Source organism: Leeuwenhoekiella sp. MAR_2009_132 (assembly GCF_000687915.1).
In the GTDB taxonomy this organism is placed as follows: domain Bacteria; phylum Bacteroidota; class Bacteroidia; order Flavobacteriales; family Flavobacteriaceae; genus Leeuwenhoekiella.
The window spans coordinates 59293-84491 of the sequence record NZ_JHZY01000004.1 but is presented as its reverse complement, the minus strand read 5'-3'; the positions used below and the strand labels follow the sequence as shown (position 1 = coordinate 84491).

Genomic DNA, 25199 nt, shown 5'->3' with positions numbered 1-25199 from the left:
ATGAGCACGCCAACTGAATACAAAGTATATCATCCCGCAAAAGGAATCCTTCCTGTTTATGGATTTAATGAAAAATATGTTTTCACTAATGATTTAAATAGTCCAGAGCATTTGGAAAACATTTTCCCTATTGAAAATTCTGTTTTGCTTGAAAAAACACCTTTCCCCGACACCGAAGGAAACGCAATCTACGAGGGTGATCAGCTAATTGATTTAGATGTAGAACTCGAAGAAGGAGTGAAGCTTGAAGAAACTAAACAGCAAGTGTACTGGTGCGATAAAAAAGGAGCGTGGATGCTTGACCACTCATTTAAGCAAAATAAAGGTTCTGGAGAATTTCTCTACAAGGAACTTAGAGACTTCCGGTTCAAAATAGCCGGTAATATTTATCAATCAAATAATAACTAAACAATGGAAAACACAATTGTAGGACAGGTAAAACAAATTGGACCTGTAGAAACTTTCGGAGCAAATGGATTCCGAAAAAGAGAGTTAATTCTTCAAACAGTAGAAGAATATCCTCAATTCATTAAAGTAGAATTTGTACAAGGCAATGTTGAATTACTTGATAACCTCGAAGCAGGTCAAAACATCAAAGTAAACTACAACCTAAGAGGGCGAGAGCACACTAATGATGCAGGAGAATACAATGTATTTAACTCAATTGTTGGTTGGAAAATCGAACAGGTATAAAAATGAAAACATGACACCACGTGTAAAAGCATTACTAGATCAAATTTCCTCCGGGAAACTACAGACGGATATGGCTAGAGTACTCCACCACATTAAAAATAAGCCATATACAACACTTACTGAATTAGAGCGCAAACTCAATATGAAGCATCAAACCGCTTCTGCTAGAGTAAGTGATTTACTTGATCTAGGATTGATTGAAGAGCAGGGAACTAAGAAATCACACCACAGTTTCCAGACTTATTTCAAGTTTCAACCTAGCATCAGTAAGCAAGAGTACAACGCTAGAAAGCGTAAAAAGACCAAATATCAACACTGGCTCAAAAAAGGGTTAAGCCAGTTTGAAGAGTTTATCAACCCATCACTAAAACACGAATTATCACAAACTAAGTAACATGAAAAAAGTAGTAGAAGATTACAGACCAAACGAGATTGTTTTTACAGCGGAATCAACACGAGTTCCTGCAGTATTAGGTCAATTTGAAACAGAGGAGGATGCAAGAGTATTTATGAGTACAAACCTATTAGCAATGGGCTCTAAATTGACAACAACTCGTTATATGGACGATTTTGAACTGGAGCAAATTAGAGATGAATACTCCGAAGAACTTGAGGACGTGCTACCACGATACAAGTCAGATCACATGAAAAAGCTTGAAGACCTGGAACGCGCAAAGCAAGTTGAAAAAGAAGCTAAAGAAATGGTTAATGCGAGTTTGAATAAAATTCAGCAATTGGCCGCAGAAGCAAATGAGCGTATTACTGAAATAGATCTTGATCCATCAGTAACCTGGGAAGTGCCCTATGATGGTAAACGCTATTACTATACTCTTATTGATGCTGAATTGAAACTGGCAAAAGTAAGAGAGATACCACAGTTCGAGATTGAAGACCTTCTTACCAGCTGTGATAAGAACGCAATCTATTTTGACCGCCTTAAAAAAGCTGCAAACGAATAGTGGGGAGACTCAACCATAAACGCGGCCGGCCTTCCAATTACCGAAAATCCCTAAAGAACAATCCTTACTGGGACTTAGTGAAAAGGAAGGTCAAGATCCGCGATAAATTCCAATGTATCATTTGTGCCGCTAAGATCCGATTAGAAATACACCACATACTCTATCAGATCAACGGCACAAAGATATTTGGTAAAGAACTTGAATTTTTAGAATGGCTCTGTTGTCTTTGTGAAACCTGCCACCAACACGTTCACAAATCGTCAAAGCATTCACTTAACCCGAATAATCCTAACAAGAAAAGCATCAATGATTTCAAATAACTACAGGACAAATGTAGGGGAGAAATCGAGAGTGCGCAATAATAGATAACTATGAAAATTTATACAGGCACCATCGTAGAGATATCAAAATTAGATCCGGACGGAACCGGTCACCAAAAAAGAAAAATTCAATTAGAGGAAGAAGGAAACCAGATTTCATTCATAGAGTTTAACGGAGCCAGAATGCTTGCTGTGCTCTCTGAATTCAAAGAAGGAGATAATGTCCTTGTAGCTGCAGTTAATAAAGGTAGCGTGTCTAAAAGCGGAGCCAGATACAACAATATTATAGCCAAATCAATTAAGGCTGTCAAAACTCAATTAGTATGAAAACAATTTTCAATTCAGAATTTTTCCCAACTCCGGAAGCTGTAATTGAGGATATGCTTTTCGGAGTTGATATTCAAGATAAAGTTTTCCTTGAGCCATCAGCCGGTAGCGGTCATATAGTTGAAGTCTTAAACGAACGAGGAGCAAAACAAGTATTGGCATTTGAAGAACTTGAAGATCTTAGAGCAATACTAAGTTCTAAATGTAAAGTGATAGGCGAGGATTTTCTGCAATGCAAGCCAGAGCAGATAAGTCACGTTCATTACATAATAATGAATCCGCCTTTCAGTAACGCAGATAGGCACATCCTGAAAGCTTATGAAGTAGCACCCGAAGGATGCCAGATAATAGCATTATGCAACTGGGAAACTATCAACAATTCATTCTCTAGAAATAGAAGACAATTAGAAGTATTAATAAAAGAAAACGGAAGCTCTACAAATTTGGGTCCTGTTTTCTCAGAAGCCGAACGCACTACTGGAATCGACATAGGACTAATCAAATTAATAAAGCCGGTCATTTCAGATCAAACAAAATTTGAAGGATTCTATTTGGATGCAGATGAAGAATTTGGAGGGCAGGACGGGCTTTTACCTTACGATGAAGTAAGAGATATAGTAATGCGATATATCGGAAGCTTAAAAGAGTTTGACGAGTTTGTAGAGCGCGCCAATAGATTAGACGCATACATCAAGCCGGTAGGAATGGGCGGACAGATAGGCATCTCATTAACGCATCGCAAATCAACGCTTGACAAAGAAGAGTTTTCAAAAGAGCTTCAGAAGAAAAGCTGGGAGTGGATTATAGGTAAACTCAAAATTAAAAAGTTCGTGACTTCTAAAGTTATGGAAGACATCAACAAATTTGTAGAGCAGCAGACGCACATACCCTTTACGCAGAAGAACATTTATCAAATGATGGATATGATTGTTCAAACGCGTGGCCAAACGATGGATAAGGCAGTTATTGAGGCTTTTGATAAGATCACAGGTTATCACCACGATAACAGATATAATTTACCGGGATTCAAAACTAATAAGCATTATCTGGTAGGTGAGAAATTCATCTTTCCAGATATGGTAAAAGTTTCTTACGGTGGAGGAATAGAGACAGGCTGGTCTTCAGAGAATAAAATGGACGATATCAACAAGGTCCTTTGCTACTTAACCGGTAAAAGTTGGGATTCAATGCTGAGCTATTACAACCGCATAAGAACCGAGAACTGCTATTTATCAGTGAATGGAGTGACCATTACAGATATAATCTACAACAAGGTTTTAAATAGATCAGGAAACAAATACGGGAGCCCTACAGCATTCACAGAAGAATCAGCTAAAGAGTTTGCTGATACATATTACCCAAGCAAGAAATACAGCCTTTTTAAACGCCCTGAATGGGGGAAATGGTGTGACTGGGATTTCTTTGAGTTCAAATGTTATAAGAAAGGTACTGTTCACTTCAAATTCAAAGAGCGTGATGTATGGGCATTATTTAATCAACGAGTGGCGAAAATTAAAGGCTTTCCGCTACCTGAAAAACTGTAGAAATAGTATGAGCACAGGATGGATAAAACTTCACAGGAGTCTTTCTGAATGGGAATGGTATGACGATATAAATGCTCGAATATTATTAATTCACTTGCTCATTTCAGTCAATTATGAAGACAAAAAATGGAAAGGTTTGATGGTTAAAAAAGGTTCAATGGTTCTTAGTTGGAGCACTCTTTCTAAAGGTTGTGGGCTAAGTATTAAGCAATGTAGAACTGCAATGCAAAAACTTGAAGAGAGTGGAGAAGTGGCAAGGAATACGGCAAGCAGATTTCAAGTGGTAAACCTAGTAAAATGGGATAAACTTCAACAATCAGAAGATCAAGAGGGCAAGCAAACGGGCAGCGAAACGGCAGGCAAAAGGCAGGCAGAGGGCAGGCAAGGGGCAACAACTAAAGAAGATAATAATATAAAGAATATAAGAATTAAAGAAAAGGGAGGGCGTTTCACGCCACCATCACAAATTGAAGTTTATGAATTTATGATTGAAAAAAAAGTTGGCGAATCTAGGGCGAAAATTGAGTCTCAAAAGTTCATCGATTTTTATGAATCTAAAAACTGGCTAGTAGGAAAAACAAAAATGGCGAAATGGAAATCTGCTGTCTCTGGATGGATTACAAGAATGGAAAAATTTACTTCAATTAAACCTAAAACCTTCTCAACAAATCGATAATGGAAAATTTACAAAACAAACTATCAGATTTAGCAAAAAGCAAATCAGAAGATTTAATCGGAAGAAGAAAGTATGAGTTTTTTAAAAGTCTGGACTTAGATAATATCACTGAGGAAAATATAGCATATCTAGAAAAAACTTGTAATGGTATGCGAGTTTCTGAGGCCATTCGCCTAAGGGATGCTTATGCGGCAGTTAAGAACCCGGTAAACTTCATCAAAGAAACCCTAGAGCCAAAAGAAAAAATAATCCGCGAACCGGTAAAGCTTACAAAGGAAGTGCTCTGGAGAATGTTTAGTGATAGCTATTTCGCTAATGAAAAGGTTAGATACTCTAAGTCGCTTGAATGCGTAGAGAATATTAAGCCGCTTATTTATTATTTCATCGGTGACGAAGAGAATTTTGTAAGATGTAAAAATGTTTCTCTTGTTTCAAAACCTAGCCTTGATAAAGGGTTGCTAATAATTGGCGGTTATGGCAACGGAAAAAGCAGCACAATGAACGCACTTGATTCTGCCTTACGGAAATCAAACATAACCTTCAGAGGTTATTCAGCTAATGAAGTTGTAAAAATGTACGAAACCTGTGGAGCAGATCCGCAACAAAATGTGAGAGATAAAGATGAATTCTGGAAAACCGTCCTATCCGGAGTAAAGTATTTTGATGATGTGCTTACTGAGCGTATAGCCAATAATTTCGGTAAAATAAATCTGTTCAATGACATAATTCAAGAGCGTTACAAGAAGAAATTAAGAACGTACATCAGCTGTAATTTCAATGACGAGTTTCCTGAAGACGTGAATGAAGGTCTGGCACAATTTGGAGAAAAATACAGCAGCCAGGTTTATGACAGACTTTTTGAAATGTTTAATGTGATTGTGTTTAGAGGTAAAAGTTTTAGAAAATGAAATTATCAATTAAAAAAGCAGATGCTAGAAAATTAGATTTGATTGTAGATATTATTTGCCATCATTTTCAAATTGAGCCAAAAGAACTTTTTGCAATTTCAAGAAAACGTGCAATAATAGCAGCGAGACAGCATTTTCACTACTTAGCTAGATTATGTACGACTATAAGTTTAGAGACAATTGGTGTTTATTCAGAAAAGTATGGAAACCCATTTGATCATTCAACTGTATTACATTCTCACAGGCAGATTGAAAAGTATAAATCAGCTTATAAAAAAGAGCGTGAAGATATAGAAGCCCTGGAGCTTATAGCAAGCGAAGCTTTATTTAATAATCATTTCGACAAGGATTTTAGCGAGTATAAAAAAGACCTTTTAGAAAAGGTGAATAGTACTATAAGCTATCATAGTTTATTAAAGATTATGAGGCAGCATTTATACACGCTTAGTAATGTGTAAATATTCAGAAATGGGAAGGAGAATATCAGGTGCAGACCTAAAATTCATAGTTGAAAATCGTTTGAATCTTTCAAGTGTTGAAATAGCAACTAAGCTAAATATTCATCCTTCAACGGTTCAAAAGGTTTTAAGAGATGCAGGACTTCAAGTAAGTAAAAAATTGATGTATGAGCGAATAGCCAACAAGGCTAGAGGTCGAACAACCTTCACTCCTGAAATGGATGAATTTTTAAAAGCTAATTACCTCAAAATACCAGTGAAGCCATTGGGTGAGCAGATAGGAAAAAGCTATTGCGGTGTAATGATTCGATTAAGACAGTTGGGCTTAGAAATACCTAAGGAAATCAGAGAAGCCAGAAAGAAAAAAGGGCAACGGAAAAAAGGAGATATACCGCCAAATAAAGGAAGACGGCAAAAAGAATGGTTAAGCGGAGAATCTTTAAAAAATGTACAAAAAACCCATTTTAAAAAAGGTCACGAGCCGCACAATACAAACTACAACGGACACGAGCGAGTAACTAGAGACGGTTATATCGAGATTAGAATTAAAAAAGGAAAATATGTTTTGAAGCACCGGCATATTTGGGAGCAGCAAAATGGGAATATACCAGATAAGCATATTCTATCCTTCAAGGACGGTAATCCTTTAAACTGCCAAATAGAAAACTTAGAAATTAAATCAATGCGGAATAATATGCTTGACAACTCATTGCAAAGATTCCCAAAACCAATACGTAAATCACAAAAATTAATCTGGGAGATTTCCCATAAAATCAAAGAGCATGGCAAAGAATAAATTATCAGACTTAAATGATCACCTTTTCGCGCAATTAGAGCGATTGAATGATGAAAATATCAAAGGTGAAGATATGGAACAAGAGATTAGAAAATCAAAAGCAATTACTTCTGTTGCTGCACAAATTGTAAACGGAGCACGAGTTACTCTCGAAGCGGTTTCACTAGCTGCAAACGGAAAGGTAGACAGTTATAAACTTCCTGAAAACTTCGGAGTTAAGCAGATAGGAAACTAATTTAAAACTATAATTTAATCGAAAACTTTTTCATATAAAAACTAGGAAAAATCACAAGGTTTTCGCATATTGCATACTCGTTACCAATCTTCCTAAGTCCTGTTAATCAGGCAACAAATTTCAAGAATACTTTTTACCAATTTTCCCTTTAGGCTCTCGCCTTCAACTTTCCTTTACGGGCATTTTATGTCCTTTCGATTTTACATTTCTGCCATTTGGCAATTTAATATTTAAGATTATTCCAAACTCACAATACGAACTCAGCAGGGAGTGAGAAAAGAGGATGCTGCCGAAAAGCGTGAGGCTATGCGGTCAAAGAAATTGACCAAAAGCGCTTAATCAATTCAAACCCAGACAAGGCTTGAGTAATTCAAAAATCAAGCCTTTGGGTTTTTAAAAAGTAAAAATGAAAATCTCACAATGCGAAACAGTAATCAATCTCGATAAGGCAATAACCAGTCACGAGAATATGATTCTAGGAAACGCAAGCGAGAAAGCAAAGCAGCCATACCGCGAAAGGTTGGAGAAACTAAAGGGATTGAGATAATGATAGTCTACATGACCATAAATAAGCTAAACGGAAGTTTCTATGTCGGAATGACTAACGGCAAAAAATCAGGATACTTAGGTTCTGGACACCTTCTAGAGGAAGAAATTAAAAAATATGGTAGAAAAAATTATAGAAGGTTCGTGTTGGAAAAATGTGAAAACAGAAAATTAGCAGGTAGTAAAGAGAAATATTGGATTTCAAAAGCTAAGAATAAATGGAAAGATAGACTTTGTTTAAACTTGACCACAGGAGGTGAAAAAGGGTATGTTTTTAATGATATAGTTTTAAAAAAATTATCCAAAAAGAACAAACAATATTACTTAGATAGACCTGAACTAAAAAAGATTTATCAAGAAAGAGCAAAAAAAACAATACTTGCTTACAATAAAAAATACGGTCCTGCTAACCGTAAAATTACGGCAAAAGAAGCAAAGTATATTAATGAAGAATATTCTTCTTACCGTAAGAAATTACCAGAGTTAGCAAAAGAACTAGGTTGCTCAATAACTGTAGTTTCAAAGTATGTAAAACTTAAAAAGAAAAGTAATGGTTCTGGTAATGGAGGTGCTAAATTATTTGAGCCAGATGTTATACAGATAAGAAAAATGTATGCCTCTGGAAATTACCTACAAAGAGAAATAGGTGATAAATATGGAGTTGCTGCCTCAGTTATAAGTTCAATTGTAAACAGAAAATCTTGGACTCACATATGAAATCACATACAAAGATTTACATGAAGGCTTTAGGTTATAGCGATACTGATTTCGTGCCAAGTGAAATAAGTGGGAAAAAGGCGGTTGATATTTGTCATTTAATTCCAAGAGGCGCGGGGGGTAATCCAGATAAAAGCCTTGATCGAATAGAAAACCTAATGGCCCAGACACGTGAAGAGCATATTCAATTAGGCGATAAGCGACACACCACCGCAGAACAATTCAGAAAGCATAGAGATTTTCTTGGACTCAACGGGGTAAGTTTTGATTACGCTTGGATGGATGCCCAGATAGCGAAGTATGAAGTTTATGAAATGGATGCAGTATGAGCGCAGTATTAACAATTATAACCACAGGAATAGTTTGCGGGGGAATCGCATCATTGATTTTGCATTTTATACTGACTAGGAAATGAGAAAAGAATCAACATTAACTCCAAAAGAGTTTAAGAAGAAATACATAAAAAGCCAAACCCTTTGGTTTAGATGGATGTTCTGGCTAAAGATATCAAGCATAAAGGTTGGAAAGTATCATGCTGTATCAGGATATCGCTACACTTCAAGAGGTCTTAACCCTTTAAATCCGCTTTCATATTTGGTTTTGATAATTGGATTACTTGTAGTTCTTATCCAATCTATTATTCAAGAATATATCCCTGAAGTTATTAGGGCATTTAAGTACAGATAAAACTTTTGTTTTCCCTTTGGAGAAAATGAGACTCAAATACTGATAATCAATTAATTACAAAATATCAATATGAAACTAAAAATCATTGAAAAGTTTGTCGATAAGCACACAGGAAAAACCATTCTGGCAAAAGCAACAATCGAAACTACCAAAGAACGTGGAGATGAAATCATAAAGGCTGGAAAAGCAGTCGAGATAAAGCCGAAGGCTAAAAAGGAAAAGGACAATGAATAGAGAGCAACTACTTCAAGAAATAGAAAAGGAATTCGGACCCGGTTGTGCTGCAATATGCAAAGAGCGCGCAAGACAGAAAGAAGTGAAAGGTTATGATGTTGAAAAGGATCTTAAAACCTATTACGAGAATGAGGAATTGGCGAATGCAAGCGCAGCTTATGCAGTTACCCCAGCTACTCAAATGCACCACTTTAAAAGATCTTCTCTTTGGCCTTGGAGTCCTGATATGTATAATGAAACACCTCTAAACCGCCAGAGAGAATTTGAAAAGTCAGGAGCGCTTATGGCCGCTCAACTTGATGTAACCATTTCAAAAAACCAAAAGATATGTCAGCAACAGTAAACACGCTAATCAGAATCCAAAGAGCAAAAAGGGAATTAGAAAAAACCCCTGAAGGAATAAAGCAAAAGCTAAATCAAGATTTGGCAATAGCTGCTTCAAAGAATACCAAGCCCCATTTTGACGCTTAGTTGTCGCTAATCGTGGACTCAGTAATGGTTGTTTCAAAGCTAGGGGGAGTTTGGTTGTAACGGAAAGTATTACCCGGCAAATTACTGAAAGACTGGCTTGGCAGTAAAAAGCAACTGCAAAATGAAGTAGTGGCGAAATTGGTAAGACGCTCAACCCGTAGTGAGTTGAATTGGTTCCGATCGTGACGGACGTTCGTAAGTGGTCTACGACAAATACAGGTTCAAATCCTGTCTACTTTACAAATATTGAATTATGAAGTTAACCAAGAAGCAAGAAAAGTTCGCAACAGAATATGTAAAGCTAGATGATGCATCGGCTGCATATCGTATTGCGTATTCTGCTTCTAAAATGAAAGATACTACTGTAAACCGAAATGCTCATGAGCTTCTTAAAAACAGCAAGATAGCAACAAGGGTAGCCGCGATTCAAAAGGTTGCAGCCGATGTAGCTGAAAAAGAGTTCAGAATTGATTCTAAAGAGATCTTACAGCATTTAAATATTTTACGCACTAGCAGGATAGATCAGTTTGTAGAATTGGTTGATAAACGTGTTTACGATACAGACGAAAAAGGAAATAAAACTTGGTCCATTCAAAAATCACTTCAATTCAAAGCATTTGATAAGCTGACAGAAGAGCAGTTGATGTGTATAGAAAGCGTAAAGCAAAACCGTTACGGAGAAATTGAATTAAAACTTCACGGTAAGGAATGGACTATTGAGAAGATTGCTAAACACATTGGTTTCTATCAGGTAGATAACGAACAGAAGAAACCACAAACAGAAACAACCCCAGAAGAACGGGATAAGCGAATAAATGAATTAATCGAAAAACACAATGCTAACAGAAAGTGAAGCACTTGAACTCGAACAACTCATTTACGATAAGAATATTGAGGAAAGCAAGGAAGATCTTTTAAAGTTCACACAAACGACTTTTAGCAAGTTCAACCCTTCTGATTTTCATTATAAGTTCTATGACATACTGAATCGCTTTGCAAATAGAGAGATTAAGAACCTAATCGTTTCAGCTCCACCGCAACATGGTAAATCAGAAGGAAGCTCAAGAAGGCTCCCGGCTTATATAGTTGGTAAACGACCAGATGATAAAATTGCTCTTGTAAGCTATGCAGCCACAAAGGCTCAAAAGTTTGGACGGGAGATCATCGGAATAATTCGGGAAAAGCAATACAAAGACATTTTTCCAAATGTTCAATACCCTGAGAGAGGCTACACAGGTGCAAAAGCTAATACCAACGAAAACAGAGAGTCAATCAATAGTGATGGCTCGATGAAGTTTGTCGGGGTATCTGGTCCACTTACTGGAGATCCTGTTGATGTTTTGATACTGGATGACTTGTATAAGGATTGGGAAGAAGGTAATTCGCCAATAGTTCAGCGCAAGGTTTGGGATTGGTATATCTCAGTTGCTGATTCTCGATTAAACAATACTAGTCAGCAATTGATTGTATTTACAAGATGGAGTGAAGAAGATTTGATTGCTAAACTTGAGGAAAAGAATCTAGTCGTTGAATGGAATGGAGATGAAAGCATTGATGATCTTGTTTCTAAACTTCGACCAGATCAATTTTTAAAGATTAATTATCGAGCACTTAAGGAAGGTGAATCAAACGATTATGATCCTAGAGAACCAGGTGAGGCTCTATGGCCTTGGAAGCATAGTAAGTTCAAGCTTGAGAGTACACGATCAAAAGATCCTGACAAGTTCGACTGCCTTTATCAGGGTGACCCTGTAAATAAAGAAGGTTTAATGTATGGTCCATTCAAGACCTACAATCAATTGCCTGAATCTAAAATACGGAAGAACTATACAGATACAGCTGATACCGGACAAGATTATTTGTGTTCAATAAACTATGATTTGCCTTTAAGTTCTGTTGATCCACATTTATATGTTACTGATGTACTATACAGCCAAAAGCCAATGGAATACACCGAGCCTGAAACTATAAAGCTTCTAAACTCAAACAAAGTCAATAAGTCGAGAATAGAAAGTAATAACGGAGGTAGGGGATTTGCAAGAGTAGTTGAAAAAGGAGTTAAAACCACAACCGTAGAATGGTTTCACCAAGGCAAAAACAAAGAAGCTCGAATATTCTCACAAAGCGCAACAGTAAACAAAACATTGGTTTTCCCTTCAGACTGGCACATCAGATGGCCTGAATTCTATAAGGCAGTAACCAAATATAAAAAGCTATTTCAAGCTAATAAACACGACGATGCTCCGGATACAATGACGGGGATAATCGAAACGGAACAGAATAAAGCAACTGTTTCAAAACCAACAAAACCCAAAGGATTAAACTTTGGATCATAGATTATGGAAGAAGAATTTGACTTTGATTTCACAAGCGCAACAGCAGTAAAAGATTTTCTAGCAACGCAAGACAGCCGCCAGAAGAAAATATCTGAATACGCACTTGAATACAGCGGAAGTGATGACGGTAGAAAATTACGTGACCTGCAAATCGGAAAGCGTGAAGATTATACACAAGGGTCTAAGCCGGTAAAAGCCGAGCGTATCAAAGTGCAGCAGCAAAAGAAAATCGTCAACACGGCAGTTTCTTTTTTGTTTGGTGATGCTCCAAGTATCACTGCTAACGATATGAACAACACCAGTGCGATTGAAATCCTTGACGTTTACAAGAAAAACCGAATCAGTAATAAGTTGCAGGACTTTGCAGAGAGTGTAATGAGCACGACAATAGGTGTTTTTATATTTTCAATGCTAGATGACAAGCAAATCAAATCGCGTTTCTACACCACAGACAACGGAAAGTACACTCCTCAGTATGATGTGTACGGTGATCTTGTTGCGTTCTACTGGCAGTTTGTGATTGGCGAAGTTGAGCACATTTGGATTTTCACAGATACTGAAATTCACAAGTATGAAGATGAAAAGTATCAAACTTCAGACGCTCATGAATTTGGAGTGATTCCAGTTGTATTTGTCGAGCAGGAAGAACCAGAATGGTTTATCGTGAAAGAAATGATTGATCGTTACGAAATGCTCAAGTCAAAGCTTGCCGGTTCAAATAACTACTTCGCATTTCCTATTCTGAAGCTTAAAGGCGGGACCGTAGTAAACAAAGACGGAGAAGATGAAACCTTAATCGATGTTACAGATGATGGAAAATCACTTTTACTTGGTCACGCTATTCATAATAATCAGGTAATTCAGGCAGATGCCGATTTCTTACAAAGAGATTCAGCAGCAGCAGATATTAAGCTAGAAAAGGAATGGCTCAAAGAAGACATTCACAGTATCTCGCAAACTCCAGATCTATCTTTTGACAACGTGAAAGGTATAGGTGCTCTTTCTGGACGTGCCTTAGAATTAATGCTACAAGATGCCATAAACAAAGCAAAGCGTAAACGTGGAGCTTATGACACAGCAATCAGCCGTATTCTATCTGTAATCAAAAGCGGTCTAGACATCACAGATGATGAATTGACCTTTGATATCGAATTCAATTATTCCATTCCTCAGGATATCGCAGAAGAAATACAAATGCTCTATAACGCAACCGGAGGCAAAGCAACAATGAGTCAGGAGACCGCGGTGCAGCACAATCCAAAAGTTAAGAATCCAAGTGAAGAACTGGAAAAGATAAAAGCGGAGGGTGTGAGGAATCTAGGTGAGACTTTTAATGTGGGATAATGGTAAGTAAGAAGTTTAAAACGCCTTTGTATGGCAATCAGTTCACTGTAATTCTTTTCAAAGAAGAGAAAGAGATTTACGATAATATCAAGGGTTTTAGTCACAATAGATCTTTGAATGATTATGACGGATGCGTTTTTACTTCTAATGGAGATACCTACTTAGCGCTTAATATTAGCCGTAAAGGTTTTCCAACTCCCGGTATTATAGCGCACGAAGCAAAGCATTTAGTAAACTCAATATTTATAGACATAGGCCACGAACTTTGCCGATACAATGACGAACCAGAGGCTTATTTGTTGGGATGGATAGTAAACAGAATTCACGAATTATTAGCAAAGAATAATGAAAAGTAGAGAGCATGTAGTTACCAATGGAAGAGCGGTATTCTACGCTTGCATGTGGGAAGACTTCAGACAGGCGGCAATGGATAAAGGTTGGGCTTTAGGTCTTCACGGTTCTTTAGCTAGCGATATGGATATTATGGCAATGCCTTGGACTGAAATCGCTGAACCGGTATGGGAAATGATTTGTGCATTAAAAAAATGCTTTGATGAACCTGAAAAAATAGATATAACCGAAACTGAGATGCATAATAACCGAAGAGTATTCACGCTCTCAATTTGGGCTGATTTCTATATCGATTTAAACATTATTGACCAAAACTAAAAACAATGAACGACAAGGGTAGAGAATTATTAGAAGCTTTCTTCAACATTTATGGAGATATGGATGAGTTTAAAGCTTATGTAGAAGCGCAAGGTTATTCACCAGAAGATTTAGGATTATGATGACACCAATGCAATCCGAAGAACTCAAACAAGATCTTAAAAGCGAAAAGCCAAAGTACAAAATGACCAGACGCGAAAAGAGAGATTTCAAACGCAAACTTTCTAAGCCGAAGTATCAGAAAATCGCTAAACGGATAATTCAAAATAAGAAATAATGGAATTAGTAACCACATCAGTAATATCCTTTGCAGCAGGTGCAATAATTGTCTATTTCGCAGCAAAGAGTATTTATAAAAATAAGAAGTAGGTGGGAGTATTCACGATCACATATAAAAACTACCCAGTTCATTTAGAAGTAGAACCTGACTTCCCTAAATGCACATGCGGCGAAACTTTCAAGGTTCAAGACTGCTATAACAAAAAGAAAGTCTTTCAGCTTACAGCAGCTAATTGCTCAAACTGCGGCGAAAACTTTTGCGGTGAAAGCTATAAAGATCTAAAAAATACAATTCCTAAAGCGCAAATTAAGAGAGATGAATATTCAAGAATCTAAAGAATACGACAAATTCAGCCCAATAACCGGGAACCGTATCATCAACAAAGCAAAAGTTGATAAACTGACCGAAGATATTGAAAACGGACTTAACCTCTTACCGTATTGCCCTATCATAGTTTATCAAGACGATGAAGGTTTTAAAATTGTAGACGGTCAGCATCGTTTCACTACTTCTGAAAAAATGGGTCTTCCTGTTTACTTTGTGGTTTGCGATAAGCTTAACCTTCGCCAGATAGCTAGAATGAATAGCCGTAGCGATAAATGGAAAAACAGAGATTTCCTAATGTGCTATATCAGATTAGGGATTGAAGATTACCAAAAGCTTCTGGAGTTTATAAATGAATACGAGATAATCTATTCCGCGGCCATTGACTTGCTAATGATCGGCAACATCAAAGGCACTAAGAATTCAATGGAGTTATTCCGAGACGGGGAATTCAAAGTAAACCATTGGGAAGAGGCTTGTGAGATAACCAAACTCACCAGAGACTTATTTGATCTATACAAGTTCCGAAATGACCGCTACTTAATTCAGGCCATGCAAGAGATTAAGAAAAAGGGATTGTGTGATTTTGAAGTGCTGAAACAAAAGATAACATCAGCACCGATGCTAATGGATAAGCAGAACAGTTCAAAGGAGTACATCTATAACATTGAGCGAGTTTACAATCATAATAATCAGAAACGAGTAGTAATATTTTAAGGTATGACAGCAAAAGAAGTACTCTAAAATTTCCTATACGGATGGTCTAATAAGCAGCACGCCTTAATGGTTAAGAACACTCAAAAAACTTGGCTAAGCAATAGACCCAAAGGGAAGGAATTAGCATCTATCAAGGAGCTAATTACAGATAGATTAAAGAACGCTAATATTCAACAAGAGATTAAGATTTCATCCGTAATTACTGACTTTATAGTGACCGGAACAATCGAAGGTCAAAGTGTGAAGAAGAAAATCAGACTGCTTAAAGAATTGAAACCTTACACGCCCTCTGAAAGTGGAGAATGGGGAGTTAATCCAATTAGCGCTTTAAAAAATATATAGATGCCAAACAAATGCGAAAACCGTCTCCTATCAATCCTAAGTGCTCAAGAATGGCACTTGGACAGATTGTACGCGGAATATTCTCGCGAGTTTGGTTTCATCTTCCAAAACTACTCAGGACGTCAAAGCCAGATCAGAAACAAACAACTCAATAAAGCGTTACAAGGTTTCAATGATGATCTGGAGAAACTACTTGAAGAGCAAATCGGCACAGGGTTTCAAGCTTCAAATATCTGCAATGATGATTTTGTAAGTGATTACATCAAAGGAATAGAAGTACCAGAATCACAGGTCAATCAACTATTCGCTAAAAACAACGGAGCAGCTAAAGCATTTATCAATCGCGCTGAAAAGGGATTGAGACTTTCAGAGCGCGTATTTCGCTTAACCAGACAAACCGAAGAAAGCTTAAATGTAATTCTGGAAAGCGGAGTAGTGAATGGTAGGAGTGCAGCGGATATGGCGCGGGATTTAAAAGTGTACCTGAAAGATCCAGACAAACGATTCAGACGTATTCGAGATGAAAACGGAAAGCTTCAATTAAGCACACCCGCTAAAAATTATAATCCTGGTCGTGGGGTTTACCGGTCCAGCTACAAGAACGCACTCAGATTAAGCCGCAACGAAATCAACATCGCTTATCGCACGAATGATTTTGAGAGACGTAAAACTATGACTTTCGTAATGGGTCAAAAAATTCAGCTTAGTGCAGCTCACCCAGCTTATGACATCTGCGACGAGATGGTAGGTACTTATCCTAAGGAGTATAAATTCACTGGTTGGCATCCTAACTGCCTTTGTTTCTCAACCTCCATACTCTTACCTCGCGAAAAGTTTAAAAGCTATCTGGGAGGCGGAGAGATAGATCAGAGACATACTATTAAAACAATTCCTGCAGCAGCACAAAACTATTTAAACGCCAATGCAGATACATTACACAACTACAAATCAAAACCCTATTTCCTAGAAGATAATTTCAAGTACAGAAACGGAATTTACGTGCCAAAAGTAACGGCACTTGCAAAATAGAAGATATGAAAAGCGTTACAGTTGCCTTACTGGAAATAATTGAAGAGACAAGAAGAAAATTCTTTGAAGAGCACGGCAAAAATGCTGAAGATGAAAAGCGGTTATTTATTAACTGGTACGTGGAGAATAACAATGCACCGCTTCGGGTCCTGATTAATGATTTGTCAGATTACTATTTGCATATTTCAGAGAACCGAATAATACGCTACCTCAATGAAGGAAAATGAGAATTGGAAAGACATACCGGATTTTGAAGGTCTTTATCAGGTTTCAGATTTAGGTAGGTTAAGAAATTTGGAAACCGGCAGGTTTATAGGAAGTGTAGAAACCTTAACGGGTTTTGTGAAAGTTCGTTTTTCTAATAAAGATCACTTTTCAATTCACAGGCTTGTAATGGAGCTTTTCAATAAATACGAACCATTGAACATAAGGCATATTGACGGTAACAAAGAGAACAACGCTTTATCTAATCTGGAATACACAAATAAAAGAGTTCCAGGTATAAGCGAAATCAGTATAAAACTCAGAAATTCTAAAGTAGAAAACAAACTTGATAAGTTCATAGAGTCTCAATCAAAGTGGAATCAAAAAAAGTACGGCAATGAACAGAAATAAGAAACTACTCAGTAAGCGCGTAAAGCAGTCAGGTCTTTTCTTTGAAATAAAAAAAGCGCGTGGATTAAGTTCTAAACGGGCAATTATTGAGATCTCTCAGGCTCTTGGGGTTTCTGTGAGTGTTACCACTAAGGATTTGGTGAAGTATCGGAAGGAGGTTGTTGTTTGATGCTATCCGCATTGATGCGGAAAGGTTAAAATAATTTATATGTCAAAATAAATTTCAAAATCTTTGATTACATTTTGAAAAGTATCAGGAAGTTTTGGAGTGAAATTTATTTCTAATTCATTTGATTGAAAATCAACTACATTTTGAAGATCCTTTTGAAGTTTATTTAGATCATTTACAATGAGTGATTTGGTTAGTAATTGGAGATTAATTTTAATATGTTGTAATTCTTCAGGAACAACTAAACAATTCAGTTCATATTCCCACCTTATTAATTCTTTGCAAAGTTGATCAATTCTATCAATTGAATTTTTGATTTCGATCGGAACTCCAGGAGTTCCGAATTCTCCGAAACCTTCAATTAATTTGTTTGCGCAGGACTGAAATAAATCCACAAAATTTTTCAAATCAGGTAAAGTCACATCTTTTACCCAATAGAAAAATTCTTTATCAGTTACTCTTTTTGTTCTTTGTATTACCAAACCTTCTTCTATTTCAATATACGTTTGGTTTATTTTTTTCAATCTTGATTCTAGTAATTTTGATGCAAATTCAAATTCCCAATACTTTGATTTTTTTATTACTATTTGCTTGATGTAATTTGGTTCATCTTGAATGTCTTCCAAGTTTTCCATTATAAAACTCTGCAATTCATTCCTAACTTGATTACAAAATGGACCAAGGGCGGCAATAAGGTTATGATCACTTCTTTCATCATCATACTTTCCCGGATTAACTCCTATTAAATCTGTAGGTAAATGGAAATTTTTAGTAGAATTTGGAATTATAAAAAATACTTTTCTTTTACCCAATCTACCAATGAAAAGACCCAGTTCAAAAATTACATTGTCTCTAACTGTATTTAATTTTTCTTTTCTTATTTCAATAATGTCATCTGGCTTAAATACAAATATTCCAAAGTCAAAATTTTCAAGAGCATTTATTAAATCGTCTAAAGAACTATTTGAAAGCTGAAAAATACCCTGTGTCCATACTGTTGGATTAGAATCATATTGAAGGTTTTCTTGAATTGCATATGCAATATCCAATGCTTCTATTGAAGAACCTATAAATATTCTTGGTTTCATATAATTTATTTAAGCATCCATTCCCTTCCTAAAGCAGCAGCAAGTATCTCAAGTTTTGCAAGTGAAGGGTTCTTTTTTCCATTTTCGTAAGCTGAAATATCTGAATAGCTGATACCCTCACATTTGTCTGCAAGATCTCTAAGGCTAATCTTATTTTCCTTTCTAGCCGCTCTTAATTGTTCCCGTATTGCCACTGGTGCTAAAGTACTCATATTTAATTTTTGTTCAAACTTAATCAAGCGTTAGCATATTAACTAACATTTTAACAGTTTAAAGTTAGCATATATGCTAACAAATTATATATTTGAAACATCAAAACAATTGAAAACTATGAGTGATTTACAAAAATTAGCATCCGCGCAAGTATTAGGAACGCAAGCTTTCAAAGAAGGTAAAATGAGAGTGCCGGCTCACGATGCTGAATTAATTAAACTCATTGAAGGAAACCAAGTAGGAAATCCTATGACTCTTAAATTACTAAGTGCCTGGACTGCTAACTGGGATTTAGCAAACCTTAATAACAACGCGTAATTATGAAGCACGAATATGCATACCAATCAGATAAGATCACTCTATTTTATAAGAGATACGTTGCTGAGCCGAAGTGGCTGACAAAGTTGTTATCCAGAATAAAGGAAGATTTCAACTCTTCAAATTTCCGATCGCTAGAACAGGTTAAGGAATATTTCAAAACCTTAGACATTGATAAAAGAAATTTTGAAATAAAAGAAAGAGTAGGAGGCACTTGGGTTGGGGGTTCAATTTATAGTATCGACATAGAATTTAGCCTTAAACGCTTTCCTATGCCAATCATTCAAGTGAGCGAAAGATTTAAACCAAACGAAAAAAAGCTATGACACCAGATATCATTTCACCAAGCAAGGGGATAAATAAAATAGCCAGACCAATGAATAAGGCTAAAAATACTTTTGTTGATTGGTTAAAGAAAAGTAACGCAACAGATATTGATGGTTTGGATGATGAAACTTATGATGAAGAATGGGATTATTATATGTTGATATCTGGATTTGTAGGTGACGATTTGTATTCTGCAACTTTTATGGTATGGCAAGGTAAAGAGTCAATAGACTATAGCGATGAAGATAAAAGATATTCAAGATTAACTATTGATGAATTCTTGAAGTTGTTAATATGATAAGTAAACTGGAGGTTAAAGCTCCGATGGTAATTGTTTAAGGAAAATGAACTATGCTGAAAAAAACTAAAATTGACTTTTCAAAATTGATAGGTAATAAATACTCTATCGAAGTAAAAATGTTTCTATTGGATTGGATGCTAAAGACTGGAAAAGATTTTGATAATCAATACGGTTGGTGTCGTGATGGCATTAATAAATCTCTCTTTTCTTATTCTGCAAATAGTCACAATTTAGAATATGGATTGCCAGAAACACATAAACTTGACTGGCACTTTGATGCAATCTTTGCCCGTGCTGTTTATTCTAAAACTAATACATCACTGAAAAATTGGAGGGAATCTGAAAACATTTATCCAGATAGATTCAGAATGCTAGAAATTGAAACTTTTAAACCAGAATGCAAACAGCCTTATTTGGGTTGGTTAATTTCCGATATACAAAAGCTTGAAGGCTCTATTCTTAATAAAAATTATCATCACAAAGGTTATAAGGAAAGAACACTGCCTAAAATAATAGATATTTCAATATTCACTATTGGTAAGGGTTGGACTGTAAAATACACATTCTCATTTAAAGAGTTTGATTATGAGCCGGGATGGACTAAAGCATTTAACCAAAAAGAAGGTGAGAGTATTTGGCAGTTTCTACTTCGATCTTATGAAGAAATAAATAAAGTATTGATTATTAACTAATGAACCGCCAAGCAGAAATACTCGCCACTTTCCCAGATGCTGAAACAATCCTTTCAAAAAAGGAAATCATTGAGCGTGGTCAGATCCGCTATTACTTCAATACAGAAAAGCACGTAGGACACACCCTTTCAAGAATGGTTAAGAACGGGATTCTGGTAAGAGTGAAGAAAGGCTATTACAAGCGAGGCAAATCAACACCCAAACACGGGAGATCCGTACAACAAATTGAAAATCAAATCGAACTTTTTAAATAGGAATTATGGAACAGATTATTAAAATACGTTTGGCCTGCAATTTAGTCGGTCTTTATGCTGGTTTTTGGCTGCTCACAAGAGAGATTGATTTTATTAATCTTTTAATTTTTTTCGGCAATCTATATATGCTGTATTTAACCTACAAACAAGTAACCTAATGAGCGATCTATCCAAAAAAATCCTAATCGATGAACTAATCGAGCAAGGACACCCAGAGCAAGTAGAGAACGTGATCTACCACGCATTGAAAGATTATGCTTGGAGAAATAAGATAACCTGGCAGGGAATAATCGCTTCAAGTATTGTAAACAGAATTGAAGACGCTGAAACCGAAGAAAGCCCGGTGCTGATGAATGGAGATACAATTGAAAAAATATTTGAGTGATGGAAAACACATTAGAAAATAAAGCAGCTTTCTTTGCCCAATATTGGGGTCAGGAAGTTGCTTTTATACCTGACTATGATCAAGGTGTAACTTTAATAAAGTCGGGAGTCCGCAAGCCTAAAGAGATTAAGTATTTAGAACTAACCCAGCTATCAAATATAATTGATGAAGATTACAAGATAGCGCAAAAGTTAGACGGAAACTTTGGCACTTCAGCTCTAGATTATAGCCTTCAATTTATAAATCATTCAAACTTAGATTTCCTGCACTCCAAAGGCTACGCATTACCATTTAGAGGTATAGATGTAGAAACTCTAATCTCTTGGGGTTGGGTTAAACTTAAAAAATAGAAATTATGATAATAGTAAACCTTTATTGTGATGAAGATTACAACCCCGAAACAGATGGGTTTCATCTTCATTTAGCGGGAGTAGTAAATGACACAGTTGATTTATACCACGACCCCCAACTAATACAAGAGTGCATAGAGAATGATCCAGATTTTGAACCTAAAGCAGGACAGTTTTATGAAGTTCAATTAATCAGAGGAACGATAGCAAGTGACCCAGTGCCTGAACCTGCATTTGCAATTGATCGCGTAATTGAAAAGAAACGCAGTTCAGAAACGGGAGATTGGGAAACTCCTTTAGTGAGAATGTAGTCGTGAAATTCCACTCCAGATATTGCCCCGAATGCAAGAAGCAAACGCTATTCCTTGAAAAGCTGGTAAACCCGAGAAATACCAAATGCAAATCAATTGAAGACGTTTGCCAAAATTGCAATACACCCTATAACCCAGAACAACTAAAAAGAATAAAGCTATGACCACACTACACCTTAACCTAAAAAAGAAATGGTTTGATATGTTTCTGGCAGGGATTAAAAAAGAAGAGTACCGGGAATTAAATCATTATTGGTTTAAAAGAATTGTATTCAATCACAAGAAAGTAAATCAGTTCTATAACGTGCATACAGATTTAGGAGTCAAAAACTTATTCAGCAATCCTTTGCTTGCAAAATCAATAGCTTTCAAACCAATAGACACCATCACCTTCTCAAACGGCTACGCAAAAGATCGTCCTCAATTCGTTATAGAACTCAAGGGAATAGAAATAAGAGAAGGAAAACCAGAATGGGGAGCAGAACCTAGAAAAAAATACTTCGTGCTTAAAACAGGTCAAATATTAAGCGGCGGGATAGACTGGGAGCAAAAAGAACTAGCCAGTAGAATAGAACACAGCAACGAGTATTTTATTGACGGATTCGTTCACGGAGTTAAGAAGTATGAAGCAATAGGGGTTTATACTGTGAGTGGGAATGAACTGGAAGAGGTGAGGGATATTGAAGAAGTTTAAAAGCACAATTAACCAATCCGCACGTATGAGGGTAGCATATCCAAATAGTAGACTACCATTGAGTTCATCCGCCCTACAAGTAGCTTTTAAAATGCCGTATTCGCTTTATGCGTTGTTCTGGAAAGTTTACCGGCTTAGATTGAATTAACCAAATATTAACCGCCCTTAGATTGGGCATTTTACACACCGAGCGTTCAGGAGAATTTAATAGTCAAAGGAATTTAAAATGATGACAAAATACCAGCTTAAATATTTTACAGATGCCACAGAAGAAGTGTTAGAGACCGTTTCAATGAAAAACTTAAGAGCAGTCAAGTATTACTTATCTAAAAAAGATTTAGTAGGTAATGCAAGTATTTGGGATTACTCGAAATCTAAAGTTTTTTATTATAAGCCTAGATTTATTTTAAATGGTTGACTATGTGCCGTAGGTAAATTCTCCTGAACGGATTAGCATATGAATTTTAAAAGCGTAAAAACACAAAACTATGATAACTGATAAAAGCTGGATTGATGCAAGTATAGAATTGCCAGGTGATGACAAGCAAGGAGATCATCTATTACTATGCAAAAGAAACAAGAAACACCCTAAATGGAAAACTATTAGACAAGGACACTGGGAATGTGGTAAGTTCTATATAGATGGCGGTATGTATGAAGATGATTACATAAGCCACTGGCAAACATTGGTAAAGCCTTAAATAGCTTTTATTATTTATATGCGGTGTTGTGGTGGCGAAGCGGACGTTTTGCAAACTAAACTTCAAATCTTGCAATAAGTTAATTGCAAAATGCACCACAACGGCTCGGGATTAAGTCCTGTGGATGCGCAGCATACACGTAAAGGACTTGGGCTGTGCATCTATAGGTCTTATCCTTTGTTGATGTGCAGTTGCCGAAGGGTAGTACAGAAATTAGTAAAATACAATAACACCGCGATGCGCAGTTCTTCCCGAGCCGTTGATGGGAATTGAGTATAGCGGGAATCTTAAAATTTATACCATGGAGAAATCAATAACTATAGAAAAAGGGCAGCGAACAACTAAGTTAACACTAATGACAGAAAGTTTTAAAGTTTTTGATAATAAATTACTTGAAGAATTAGAAAGCAAAACTGATTTTGATAAATTCTTTGGACCAAAATATACTGTTGCTAAAAAAACTTTCAAAGTTACGGTGAAGATAGAGGAAATTTTATAGTGGAGCTATACGGCCGCAGGCAATTCCCATCAACGCTCATATATAAAAACCCATGTTAACCACCAGTAAAACCAACACCTTAATTATGAATATTCGAAAATGGTTAGATCTGTATTCGAGAGATTGTAAGTTAAAATACAACTCAGAAAGCACACGTAATACCTACACAGCCTGTGTAAAAAAATTCCTTTTACACTTCAAAGATGAAGTTGAACCTAAAAGTATAAGCAATTCAAAGATTAAAGATTGGTTACTTACATTTCAAACGCTTAATACGCGCAAGCAAATGCTGTGCAGTATCAATTCTTTCTACAAATTAACAGTTGGTATGCCGGTTAAACTTTCAAAGATCCCTTATCCTAAAAAAGCAAACCAGCTCCCACAGGTAATCGACAAAGATTTTTTAAAAGAAACGATTCCCTTAATTCAGAATCTGAAACACCGGGCTATTTTAACACTTGCTTACTCCACAGGATTAAGAGTGAGTGAAGTAGTGAATCTTAAGATCAAACACATAGAAAGCAAACGAGGTTTGATTTTAGTTAAAAATGCAAAAGGCAACAAAGATCGTTACGTGCCACTAAGCGAAACAGTGCTTCAAACTTTAAGGGAGTATTTCAAAGCGCACCAGCCCAAAGAGTATTTATTTAACGGCCAAAATTCACTTAAATACAGTTCTACAAGCTGCAACGTTATTGTTAAAAAATATTTAGGCAATAACTATCACTTTCACCAGTTGCGACATAGCTGCTTTACGTCAATGCTAGAATCAGGTACAGACATTCGCATCATTCAAAAAGTAGCAGGACATAAAAGCAGTAAAACAACAGAAATTTACACCCACATCAGCAATCAGTTTTTATCGCAGGTAAACACACCTCTTTAAACTTTTTTAAATAACAAACATCCAAAAGCCTCAAACAGGCTCTTTTTTTATTCCCAAAACTTAAAAGCATACCACCTACGCACACCCACGCGCGAATACAACCAATACCAATCCTTCACTAAATACATTTACGATCAAACGTATTAATCAAAACGATCGTAAGATGACATTAAAAGAATTTATTAAGAAACTCAAATTAGCGGCTGGTGATCCAGAAGCAGCCGAGGAGCTTAAAAAATTTGGCATAGAAGCCGAAACCATTGAGGAATTTGAAGGACTCGATGTGCCTACTACTCTAGACGAAGCACTTAAAATTAAAGGTGTGCAAAGCGAATTTGATAAAAGACTTGCAAAGTCTGCTGATACTCGTGAAGCAAAACTTAAAAAGAAGTTCGGCTTTGGCGAAGAGGAAGAGGAAGAAGAGGAAGAGGAAGAAATCCAAACGAAAGATCCTGCTATGAAAGCATTGCTTGCAAAGCTTAGTAAAATGGAAAAGGATCTGGAGGACCAGAAAGCTGAGAAGCAACAACAAACAGCGGCTCAGAAGAAGCAAAAAGCGATTGACTACTTGAAATCTAAAAACATTCCCGCGGTTTACGTGCATGAGTTGGATTTGGAAAAAGACTTTGAAGAGCAGTTTGAAGCTGTTTCTGCTAAAGTTAAAGAAGACGGTTTTTCATTAGACAAGCCAGAAAATTTTAACCAAAGACAAAGATTGCCAGTTCCCAGAAACCCTGGTGACAAAAAGCCGTCAAAAGAAGAAATATCCAAAATTGTTGGATAG

General features: G+C 36.4%; 45 protein-coding genes and 1 tRNA gene. 44 read left to right on the top strand and 2 right to left on the bottom strand.

Annotation, left to right across the window (positions count from 1 at the left end):
* The 30 genes from P164_RS08745 (at position 1) to P164_RS08615 (ending at position 17396) form a co-directional block, all read left to right on the top strand.
* Positions 1-408, top strand: coding sequence for a YopX family protein (locus P164_RS08745; RefSeq protein WP_028376025.1), 408 nt, complete (start codon positions 1-3; stop codon positions 406-408).
* Between the two features lie 3 nt (positions 409-411).
* Positions 412-693 (top strand): DUF3127 domain-containing protein, encoded by a 282-nt coding sequence (locus tag P164_RS08740; RefSeq protein ID WP_051621306.1) that lies wholly within the window; start codon positions 412-414, stop codon positions 691-693.
* A 10-nt stretch (positions 694-703) separates the two neighbouring features.
* Positions 704-1087 carry a MarR family transcriptional regulator gene (locus tag P164_RS08735; RefSeq protein ID WP_028376024.1) on the top strand — a complete coding sequence of 128 codons (384 nt, stop codon included), beginning with the start codon at positions 704-706 and terminating at the stop codon, positions 1085-1087.
* A gap of 1 nt (position 1088) precedes the next feature.
* Entirely contained in the window at positions 1089-1652 is a 564-nt protein-coding gene (locus tag P164_RS08730; RefSeq protein WP_028376023.1) for a hypothetical protein, read from the top strand.
* A gap of 371 nt (positions 1653-2023) precedes the next feature.
* Complete coding sequence (locus P164_RS08720; protein ID WP_028376022.1) at positions 2024-2299, top strand: hypothetical protein; 276 nt, start codon at positions 2024-2026, stop codon at positions 2297-2299.
* Positions 2296-3843, top strand: a complete 1548-nt coding sequence (locus P164_RS08715; RefSeq protein ID WP_028376021.1) for a class I SAM-dependent methyltransferase — start codon at positions 2296-2298, stop codon at positions 3841-3843. Before P164_RS08720 ends, P164_RS08715 begins: the two co-directional genes overlap by 4 nt.
* A 7-nt stretch (positions 3844-3850) precedes the next feature.
* Positions 3851-4519 (top strand): hypothetical protein, encoded by a 669-nt coding sequence (locus P164_RS08710; RefSeq protein ID WP_028376020.1) that lies wholly within the window; start codon positions 3851-3853, stop codon positions 4517-4519.
* Positions 4519-5427, top strand: coding sequence for a hypothetical protein (locus P164_RS08705; protein WP_028376019.1), 909 nt, complete (start codon positions 4519-4521; stop codon positions 5425-5427). The genes P164_RS08710 and P164_RS08705 overlap by 1 nt, the downstream gene beginning before the upstream one ends.
* Complete coding sequence (locus P164_RS08700) at positions 5424-5885, top strand: helix-turn-helix domain-containing protein (protein WP_028376018.1); 462 nt, start codon at positions 5424-5426, stop codon at positions 5883-5885. Before P164_RS08705 ends, P164_RS08700 begins: the two co-directional genes overlap by 4 nt.
* Positions 5878-6681, top strand: coding sequence for an HNH endonuclease signature motif containing protein (locus P164_RS08695; RefSeq protein ID WP_051621305.1), 804 nt, complete (start codon positions 5878-5880; stop codon positions 6679-6681). The genes P164_RS08700 and P164_RS08695 overlap by 8 nt, the downstream gene beginning before the upstream one ends.
* Positions 6668-6916 carry a hypothetical protein gene (locus P164_RS08690; RefSeq protein WP_035899712.1) on the top strand — a complete coding sequence of 83 codons (249 nt, stop codon included), beginning with the start codon at positions 6668-6670 and terminating at the stop codon, positions 6914-6916. Before P164_RS08695 ends, P164_RS08690 begins: the two co-directional genes overlap by 14 nt.
* A 406-nt stretch (positions 6917-7322) precedes the next feature.
* Positions 7323-7463, top strand: a complete 141-nt coding sequence (locus P164_RS18690; protein ID WP_159106021.1) for a DUF6965 family protein — start codon at positions 7323-7325, stop codon at positions 7461-7463.
* 11 nt (positions 7464-7474) lie between these two features.
* Positions 7475-8179: a hypothetical protein gene (locus P164_RS08685; protein WP_159106020.1), complete on the top strand. Its 705-nt coding sequence runs from the start codon at positions 7475-7477 to the stop codon at positions 8177-8179.
* Positions 8176-8508, top strand: coding sequence for an HNH endonuclease (locus P164_RS08680; protein WP_028376016.1), 333 nt, complete (start codon positions 8176-8178; stop codon positions 8506-8508). Before P164_RS08685 ends, P164_RS08680 begins: the two co-directional genes overlap by 4 nt.
* Before the next feature lie 82 nt (positions 8509-8590).
* A complete protein-coding gene (locus tag P164_RS18585) occupies positions 8591-8866 on the top strand; it encodes a hypothetical protein (RefSeq protein WP_125411770.1) in 276 nt (91 codons plus the stop codon).
* 69 nt (positions 8867-8935) lie between these two features.
* The gene (locus P164_RS18685) at positions 8936-9100 is read left to right on the top strand and encodes a hypothetical protein (protein WP_159106019.1); all 165 of its coding nucleotides are present in this window, start codon (positions 8936-8938) and stop codon (positions 9098-9100) included.
* Positions 9093-9443, top strand: coding sequence for a hypothetical protein (locus P164_RS08675; protein WP_028376015.1), 351 nt, complete (start codon positions 9093-9095; stop codon positions 9441-9443). The genes P164_RS18685 and P164_RS08675 overlap by 8 nt, the downstream gene beginning before the upstream one ends.
* Complete coding sequence (locus tag P164_RS18680; protein ID WP_159106018.1) at positions 9428-9571, top strand: hypothetical protein; 144 nt, start codon at positions 9428-9430, stop codon at positions 9569-9571. The genes P164_RS08675 and P164_RS18680 overlap by 16 nt, the downstream gene beginning before the upstream one ends.
* Before the next feature lie 123 nt (positions 9572-9694).
* A tRNA-OTHER gene (locus P164_RS18675) sits at positions 9695-9811 on the top strand.
* Positions 9812-9824: 13 nt separating this feature from the next.
* Positions 9825-10424, top strand: a complete 600-nt coding sequence (locus tag P164_RS08670; RefSeq protein WP_051621304.1) for a terminase small subunit — start codon at positions 9825-9827, stop codon at positions 10422-10424.
* Positions 10408-11907, top strand: a complete 1500-nt coding sequence (terL, locus tag P164_RS08665; RefSeq protein WP_051621303.1) for a phage terminase large subunit — start codon at positions 10408-10410, stop codon at positions 11905-11907. Before P164_RS08670 ends, terL begins: the two co-directional genes overlap by 17 nt.
* A gap of 3 nt (positions 11908-11910) precedes the next feature.
* Entirely contained in the window at positions 11911-13251 is a 1341-nt protein-coding gene (locus P164_RS08660; protein WP_028376014.1) for a phage portal protein, read from the top strand.
* A complete protein-coding gene (locus P164_RS08655; protein ID WP_028376013.1) occupies positions 13251-13607 on the top strand; it encodes a hypothetical protein in 357 nt (118 codons plus the stop codon). The genes P164_RS08660 and P164_RS08655 overlap by 1 nt, the downstream gene beginning before the upstream one ends.
* Positions 13597-13920 carry a hypothetical protein gene (locus tag P164_RS08650; RefSeq protein ID WP_028376012.1) on the top strand — a complete coding sequence of 108 codons (324 nt, stop codon included), beginning with the start codon at positions 13597-13599 and terminating at the stop codon, positions 13918-13920. The genes P164_RS08655 and P164_RS08650 overlap by 11 nt, the downstream gene beginning before the upstream one ends.
* Positions 13921-14515: 595 nt before the next feature.
* Positions 14516-15241, top strand: a complete 726-nt coding sequence (locus P164_RS08640) for a ParB/Srx family N-terminal domain-containing protein (RefSeq protein ID WP_028376010.1) — start codon at positions 14516-14518, stop codon at positions 15239-15241.
* 66 nt (positions 15242-15307) lie between these two features.
* Positions 15308-15583 carry a hypothetical protein gene (locus P164_RS08635; RefSeq protein WP_028376009.1) on the top strand — a complete coding sequence of 92 codons (276 nt, stop codon included), beginning with the start codon at positions 15308-15310 and terminating at the stop codon, positions 15581-15583.
* A 57-nt stretch (positions 15584-15640) separates the two neighbouring features.
* Complete coding sequence (locus P164_RS08630) at positions 15641-16612, top strand: hypothetical protein (RefSeq protein ID WP_125411769.1); 972 nt, start codon at positions 15641-15643, stop codon at positions 16610-16612.
* Positions 16613-16617: 5 nt separating this feature from the next.
* Positions 16618-16839 (top strand): hypothetical protein, encoded by a 222-nt coding sequence (locus P164_RS08625; protein ID WP_028376008.1) that lies wholly within the window; start codon positions 16618-16620, stop codon positions 16837-16839.
* Positions 16826-17227: an NUMOD4 domain-containing protein gene (locus P164_RS08620; protein ID WP_051621301.1), complete on the top strand. Its 402-nt coding sequence runs from the start codon at positions 16826-16828 to the stop codon at positions 17225-17227. The genes P164_RS08625 and P164_RS08620 overlap by 14 nt, the downstream gene beginning before the upstream one ends.
* Positions 17214-17396, top strand: coding sequence for a hypothetical protein (locus tag P164_RS08615; protein ID WP_028376007.1), 183 nt, complete (start codon positions 17214-17216; stop codon positions 17394-17396). The genes P164_RS08620 and P164_RS08615 overlap by 14 nt, the downstream gene beginning before the upstream one ends.
* A 35-nt stretch (positions 17397-17431) precedes the next feature.
* Here P164_RS08615 and P164_RS08610 read toward each other — a convergent pair whose 3' ends face one another.
* Both P164_RS08610 and P164_RS08605 read right to left on the bottom strand, forming a co-directional pair.
* Positions 17432-18484, bottom strand: a complete 1053-nt coding sequence (locus P164_RS08610; RefSeq protein ID WP_051621300.1) for a nucleotide-binding protein — start codon at positions 18482-18484, stop codon at positions 17432-17434.
* A 5-nt stretch (positions 18485-18489) separates the two neighbouring features.
* Positions 18490-18696, bottom strand: coding sequence for a helix-turn-helix domain-containing protein (locus tag P164_RS08605; RefSeq protein ID WP_125411768.1), 207 nt, complete (start codon positions 18694-18696; stop codon positions 18490-18492).
* Positions 18697-18814: 118 nt separating this feature from the next.
* Here P164_RS08605 and P164_RS08600 point away from each other — a divergent pair, with 118 nt between their 5' ends.
* From P164_RS08600 to P164_RS08535, 14 genes are all read left to right on the top strand, one after another.
* A complete protein-coding gene (locus P164_RS08600) occupies positions 18815-19015 on the top strand; it encodes a hypothetical protein (RefSeq protein WP_125411767.1) in 201 nt (66 codons plus the stop codon).
* Between the two features lie 2 nt (positions 19016-19017).
* On the top strand, positions 19018-19341 hold the full coding sequence (locus P164_RS08595) for a hypothetical protein (RefSeq protein WP_028376004.1): 324 nt from the start codon (positions 19018-19020) through the stop codon (positions 19339-19341).
* The gene (locus P164_RS08590; RefSeq protein WP_028376003.1) at positions 19338-19640 is read left to right on the top strand and encodes a hypothetical protein; all 303 of its coding nucleotides are present in this window, start codon (positions 19338-19340) and stop codon (positions 19638-19640) included. The genes P164_RS08595 and P164_RS08590 overlap by 4 nt, the downstream gene beginning before the upstream one ends.
* A gap of 53 nt (positions 19641-19693) precedes the next feature.
* Positions 19694-20335, top strand: a complete 642-nt coding sequence (locus tag P164_RS08585) for a hypothetical protein (protein WP_028376002.1) — start codon at positions 19694-19696, stop codon at positions 20333-20335.
* Entirely contained in the window at positions 20335-20589 is a 255-nt protein-coding gene (locus P164_RS08580; protein WP_028376001.1) for a hypothetical protein, read from the top strand. The genes P164_RS08585 and P164_RS08580 overlap by 1 nt, the downstream gene beginning before the upstream one ends.
* Positions 20590-20746: 157 nt before the next feature.
* On the top strand, positions 20747-20974 hold the full coding sequence (locus tag P164_RS08575) for a hypothetical protein (RefSeq protein ID WP_035899707.1): 228 nt from the start codon (positions 20747-20749) through the stop codon (positions 20972-20974).
* Positions 20974-21324, top strand: a complete 351-nt coding sequence (locus P164_RS08570; RefSeq protein WP_028376000.1) for a hypothetical protein — start codon at positions 20974-20976, stop codon at positions 21322-21324. Before P164_RS08575 ends, P164_RS08570 begins: the two co-directional genes overlap by 1 nt.
* Before the next feature lie 5 nt (positions 21325-21329).
* Entirely contained in the window at positions 21330-21635 is a 306-nt protein-coding gene (locus tag P164_RS08565) for a hypothetical protein (RefSeq protein ID WP_028375999.1), read from the top strand.
* 160 nt (positions 21636-21795) lie between these two features.
* On the top strand, positions 21796-22329 hold the full coding sequence (locus P164_RS08560) for a hypothetical protein (protein WP_051621299.1): 534 nt from the start codon (positions 21796-21798) through the stop codon (positions 22327-22329).
* Between the two features lie 226 nt (positions 22330-22555).
* Positions 22556-22747, top strand: coding sequence for a hypothetical protein (locus P164_RS08555; protein WP_125411766.1), 192 nt, complete (start codon positions 22556-22558; stop codon positions 22745-22747).
* 70 nt (positions 22748-22817) lie between these two features.
* Positions 22818-23030, top strand: a complete 213-nt coding sequence (locus tag P164_RS08550) for a hypothetical protein (RefSeq protein WP_028375997.1) — start codon at positions 22818-22820, stop codon at positions 23028-23030.
* Positions 23031-23331: 301 nt separating this feature from the next.
* Positions 23332-23529: a hypothetical protein gene (locus P164_RS08545; protein WP_028375996.1), complete on the top strand. Its 198-nt coding sequence runs from the start codon at positions 23332-23334 to the stop codon at positions 23527-23529.
* Positions 23530-23614: 85 nt separating this feature from the next.
* Positions 23615-24415: a tyrosine-type recombinase/integrase gene (locus P164_RS08540; protein WP_159106017.1), complete on the top strand. Its 801-nt coding sequence runs from the start codon at positions 23615-23617 to the stop codon at positions 24413-24415.
* 163 nt (positions 24416-24578) lie between these two features.
* Entirely contained in the window at positions 24579-25199 is a 621-nt protein-coding gene (locus P164_RS08535) for a hypothetical protein (RefSeq protein ID WP_028375995.1), read from the top strand.

Bases quoted from the DNA above. Each gene is read 5' to 3' on its own strand.
- P164_RS08745 (WP_028376025.1), top strand. From the start codon at position 1: ATGAGCACGCCAACTGAATACAAAGTATATCATCCCGCAAAAGGAATC.
- P164_RS08740 (WP_051621306.1), top strand. From the start codon at position 412: ATGGAAAACACAATTGTAGGACAGGTAAAACAAATTGGACCTGTAGAA.
- P164_RS08735 (WP_028376024.1), top strand. From the start codon at position 704: ATGACACCACGTGTAAAAGCATTACTAGATCAAATTTCCTCCGGGAAA.
- P164_RS08730 (WP_028376023.1), top strand. From the start codon at position 1,089: ATGAAAAAAGTAGTAGAAGATTACAGACCAAACGAGATTGTTTTTACA.
- P164_RS08720 (WP_028376022.1), top strand. From the start codon at position 2,024: ATGAAAATTTATACAGGCACCATCGTAGAGATATCAAAATTAGATCCG.
- P164_RS08715 (WP_028376021.1), top strand. From the start codon at position 2,296: ATGAAAACAATTTTCAATTCAGAATTTTTCCCAACTCCGGAAGCTGTA.
- P164_RS08710 (WP_028376020.1), top strand. From the start codon at position 3,851: ATGAGCACAGGATGGATAAAACTTCACAGGAGTCTTTCTGAATGGGAA.
- P164_RS08705 (WP_028376019.1), top strand. From the start codon at position 4,519: ATGGAAAATTTACAAAACAAACTATCAGATTTAGCAAAAAGCAAATCA.
- P164_RS08700 (WP_028376018.1), top strand. From the start codon at position 5,424: ATGAAATTATCAATTAAAAAAGCAGATGCTAGAAAATTAGATTTGATT.
- P164_RS08695 (WP_051621305.1), top strand. From the start codon at position 5,878: ATGTGTAAATATTCAGAAATGGGAAGGAGAATATCAGGTGCAGACCTA.
- P164_RS08690 (WP_035899712.1), top strand. From the start codon at position 6,668: ATGGCAAAGAATAAATTATCAGACTTAAATGATCACCTTTTCGCGCAA.
- P164_RS18690 (WP_159106021.1), top strand. From the start codon at position 7,323: ATGAAAATCTCACAATGCGAAACAGTAATCAATCTCGATAAGGCAATA.
- P164_RS08685 (WP_159106020.1), top strand. From the start codon at position 7,475: ATGACCATAAATAAGCTAAACGGAAGTTTCTATGTCGGAATGACTAAC.
- P164_RS08680 (WP_028376016.1), top strand. From the start codon at position 8,176: ATGAAATCACATACAAAGATTTACATGAAGGCTTTAGGTTATAGCGAT.
- P164_RS18585 (WP_125411770.1), top strand. From the start codon at position 8,591: ATGAGAAAAGAATCAACATTAACTCCAAAAGAGTTTAAGAAGAAATAC.
- P164_RS18685 (WP_159106019.1), top strand. From the start codon at position 8,936: ATGAAACTAAAAATCATTGAAAAGTTTGTCGATAAGCACACAGGAAAA.
- P164_RS08675 (WP_028376015.1), top strand. From the start codon at position 9,093: ATGAATAGAGAGCAACTACTTCAAGAAATAGAAAAGGAATTCGGACCC.
- P164_RS18680 (WP_159106018.1), top strand. From the start codon at position 9,428: ATGTCAGCAACAGTAAACACGCTAATCAGAATCCAAAGAGCAAAAAGG.
- P164_RS08670 (WP_051621304.1), top strand. From the start codon at position 9,825: ATGAAGTTAACCAAGAAGCAAGAAAAGTTCGCAACAGAATATGTAAAG.
- terL (WP_051621303.1), top strand. From the start codon at position 10,408: ATGCTAACAGAAAGTGAAGCACTTGAACTCGAACAACTCATTTACGAT.
- P164_RS08660 (WP_028376014.1), top strand. From the start codon at position 11,911: ATGGAAGAAGAATTTGACTTTGATTTCACAAGCGCAACAGCAGTAAAA.
- P164_RS08655 (WP_028376013.1), top strand. From the start codon at position 13,251: ATGGTAAGTAAGAAGTTTAAAACGCCTTTGTATGGCAATCAGTTCACT.
- P164_RS08650 (WP_028376012.1), top strand. From the start codon at position 13,597: ATGAAAAGTAGAGAGCATGTAGTTACCAATGGAAGAGCGGTATTCTAC.
- P164_RS08640 (WP_028376010.1), top strand. From the start codon at position 14,516: ATGAATATTCAAGAATCTAAAGAATACGACAAATTCAGCCCAATAACC.
- P164_RS08635 (WP_028376009.1), top strand. From the start codon at position 15,308: ATGGTTAAGAACACTCAAAAAACTTGGCTAAGCAATAGACCCAAAGGG.
- P164_RS08625 (WP_028376008.1), top strand. From the start codon at position 16,618: ATGAAAAGCGTTACAGTTGCCTTACTGGAAATAATTGAAGAGACAAGA.
- P164_RS08620 (WP_051621301.1), top strand. From the start codon at position 16,826: ATGAAGGAAAATGAGAATTGGAAAGACATACCGGATTTTGAAGGTCTT.
- P164_RS08615 (WP_028376007.1), top strand. From the start codon at position 17,214: ATGAACAGAAATAAGAAACTACTCAGTAAGCGCGTAAAGCAGTCAGGT.
- P164_RS08610 (WP_051621300.1), bottom strand. From the start codon at position 18,484: ATGAAACCAAGAATATTTATAGGTTCTTCAATAGAAGCATTGGATATT.
- P164_RS08605 (WP_125411768.1), bottom strand. From the start codon at position 18,696: ATGAGTACTTTAGCACCAGTGGCAATACGGGAACAATTAAGAGCGGCT.
- P164_RS08600 (WP_125411767.1), top strand. From the start codon at position 18,815: ATGAGTGATTTACAAAAATTAGCATCCGCGCAAGTATTAGGAACGCAA.
- P164_RS08595 (WP_028376004.1), top strand. From the start codon at position 19,018: ATGAAGCACGAATATGCATACCAATCAGATAAGATCACTCTATTTTAT.
- P164_RS08590 (WP_028376003.1), top strand. From the start codon at position 19,338: ATGACACCAGATATCATTTCACCAAGCAAGGGGATAAATAAAATAGCC.
- P164_RS08585 (WP_028376002.1), top strand. From the start codon at position 19,694: ATGCTGAAAAAAACTAAAATTGACTTTTCAAAATTGATAGGTAATAAA.
- P164_RS08580 (WP_028376001.1), top strand. From the start codon at position 20,335: ATGAACCGCCAAGCAGAAATACTCGCCACTTTCCCAGATGCTGAAACA.
- P164_RS08575 (WP_035899707.1), top strand. From the start codon at position 20,747: ATGAGCGATCTATCCAAAAAAATCCTAATCGATGAACTAATCGAGCAA.
- P164_RS08570 (WP_028376000.1), top strand. From the start codon at position 20,974: ATGGAAAACACATTAGAAAATAAAGCAGCTTTCTTTGCCCAATATTGG.
- P164_RS08565 (WP_028375999.1), top strand. From the start codon at position 21,330: ATGATAATAGTAAACCTTTATTGTGATGAAGATTACAACCCCGAAACA.
- P164_RS08560 (WP_051621299.1), top strand. From the start codon at position 21,796: ATGACCACACTACACCTTAACCTAAAAAAGAAATGGTTTGATATGTTT.
- P164_RS08555 (WP_125411766.1), top strand. From the start codon at position 22,556: ATGATGACAAAATACCAGCTTAAATATTTTACAGATGCCACAGAAGAA.
- P164_RS08550 (WP_028375997.1), top strand. From the start codon at position 22,818: ATGATAACTGATAAAAGCTGGATTGATGCAAGTATAGAATTGCCAGGT.
- P164_RS08545 (WP_028375996.1), top strand. From the start codon at position 23,332: ATGGAGAAATCAATAACTATAGAAAAAGGGCAGCGAACAACTAAGTTA.
- P164_RS08540 (WP_159106017.1), top strand. From the start codon at position 23,615: ATGAATATTCGAAAATGGTTAGATCTGTATTCGAGAGATTGTAAGTTA.
- P164_RS08535 (WP_028375995.1), top strand. From the start codon at position 24,579: ATGACATTAAAAGAATTTATTAAGAAACTCAAATTAGCGGCTGGTGAT.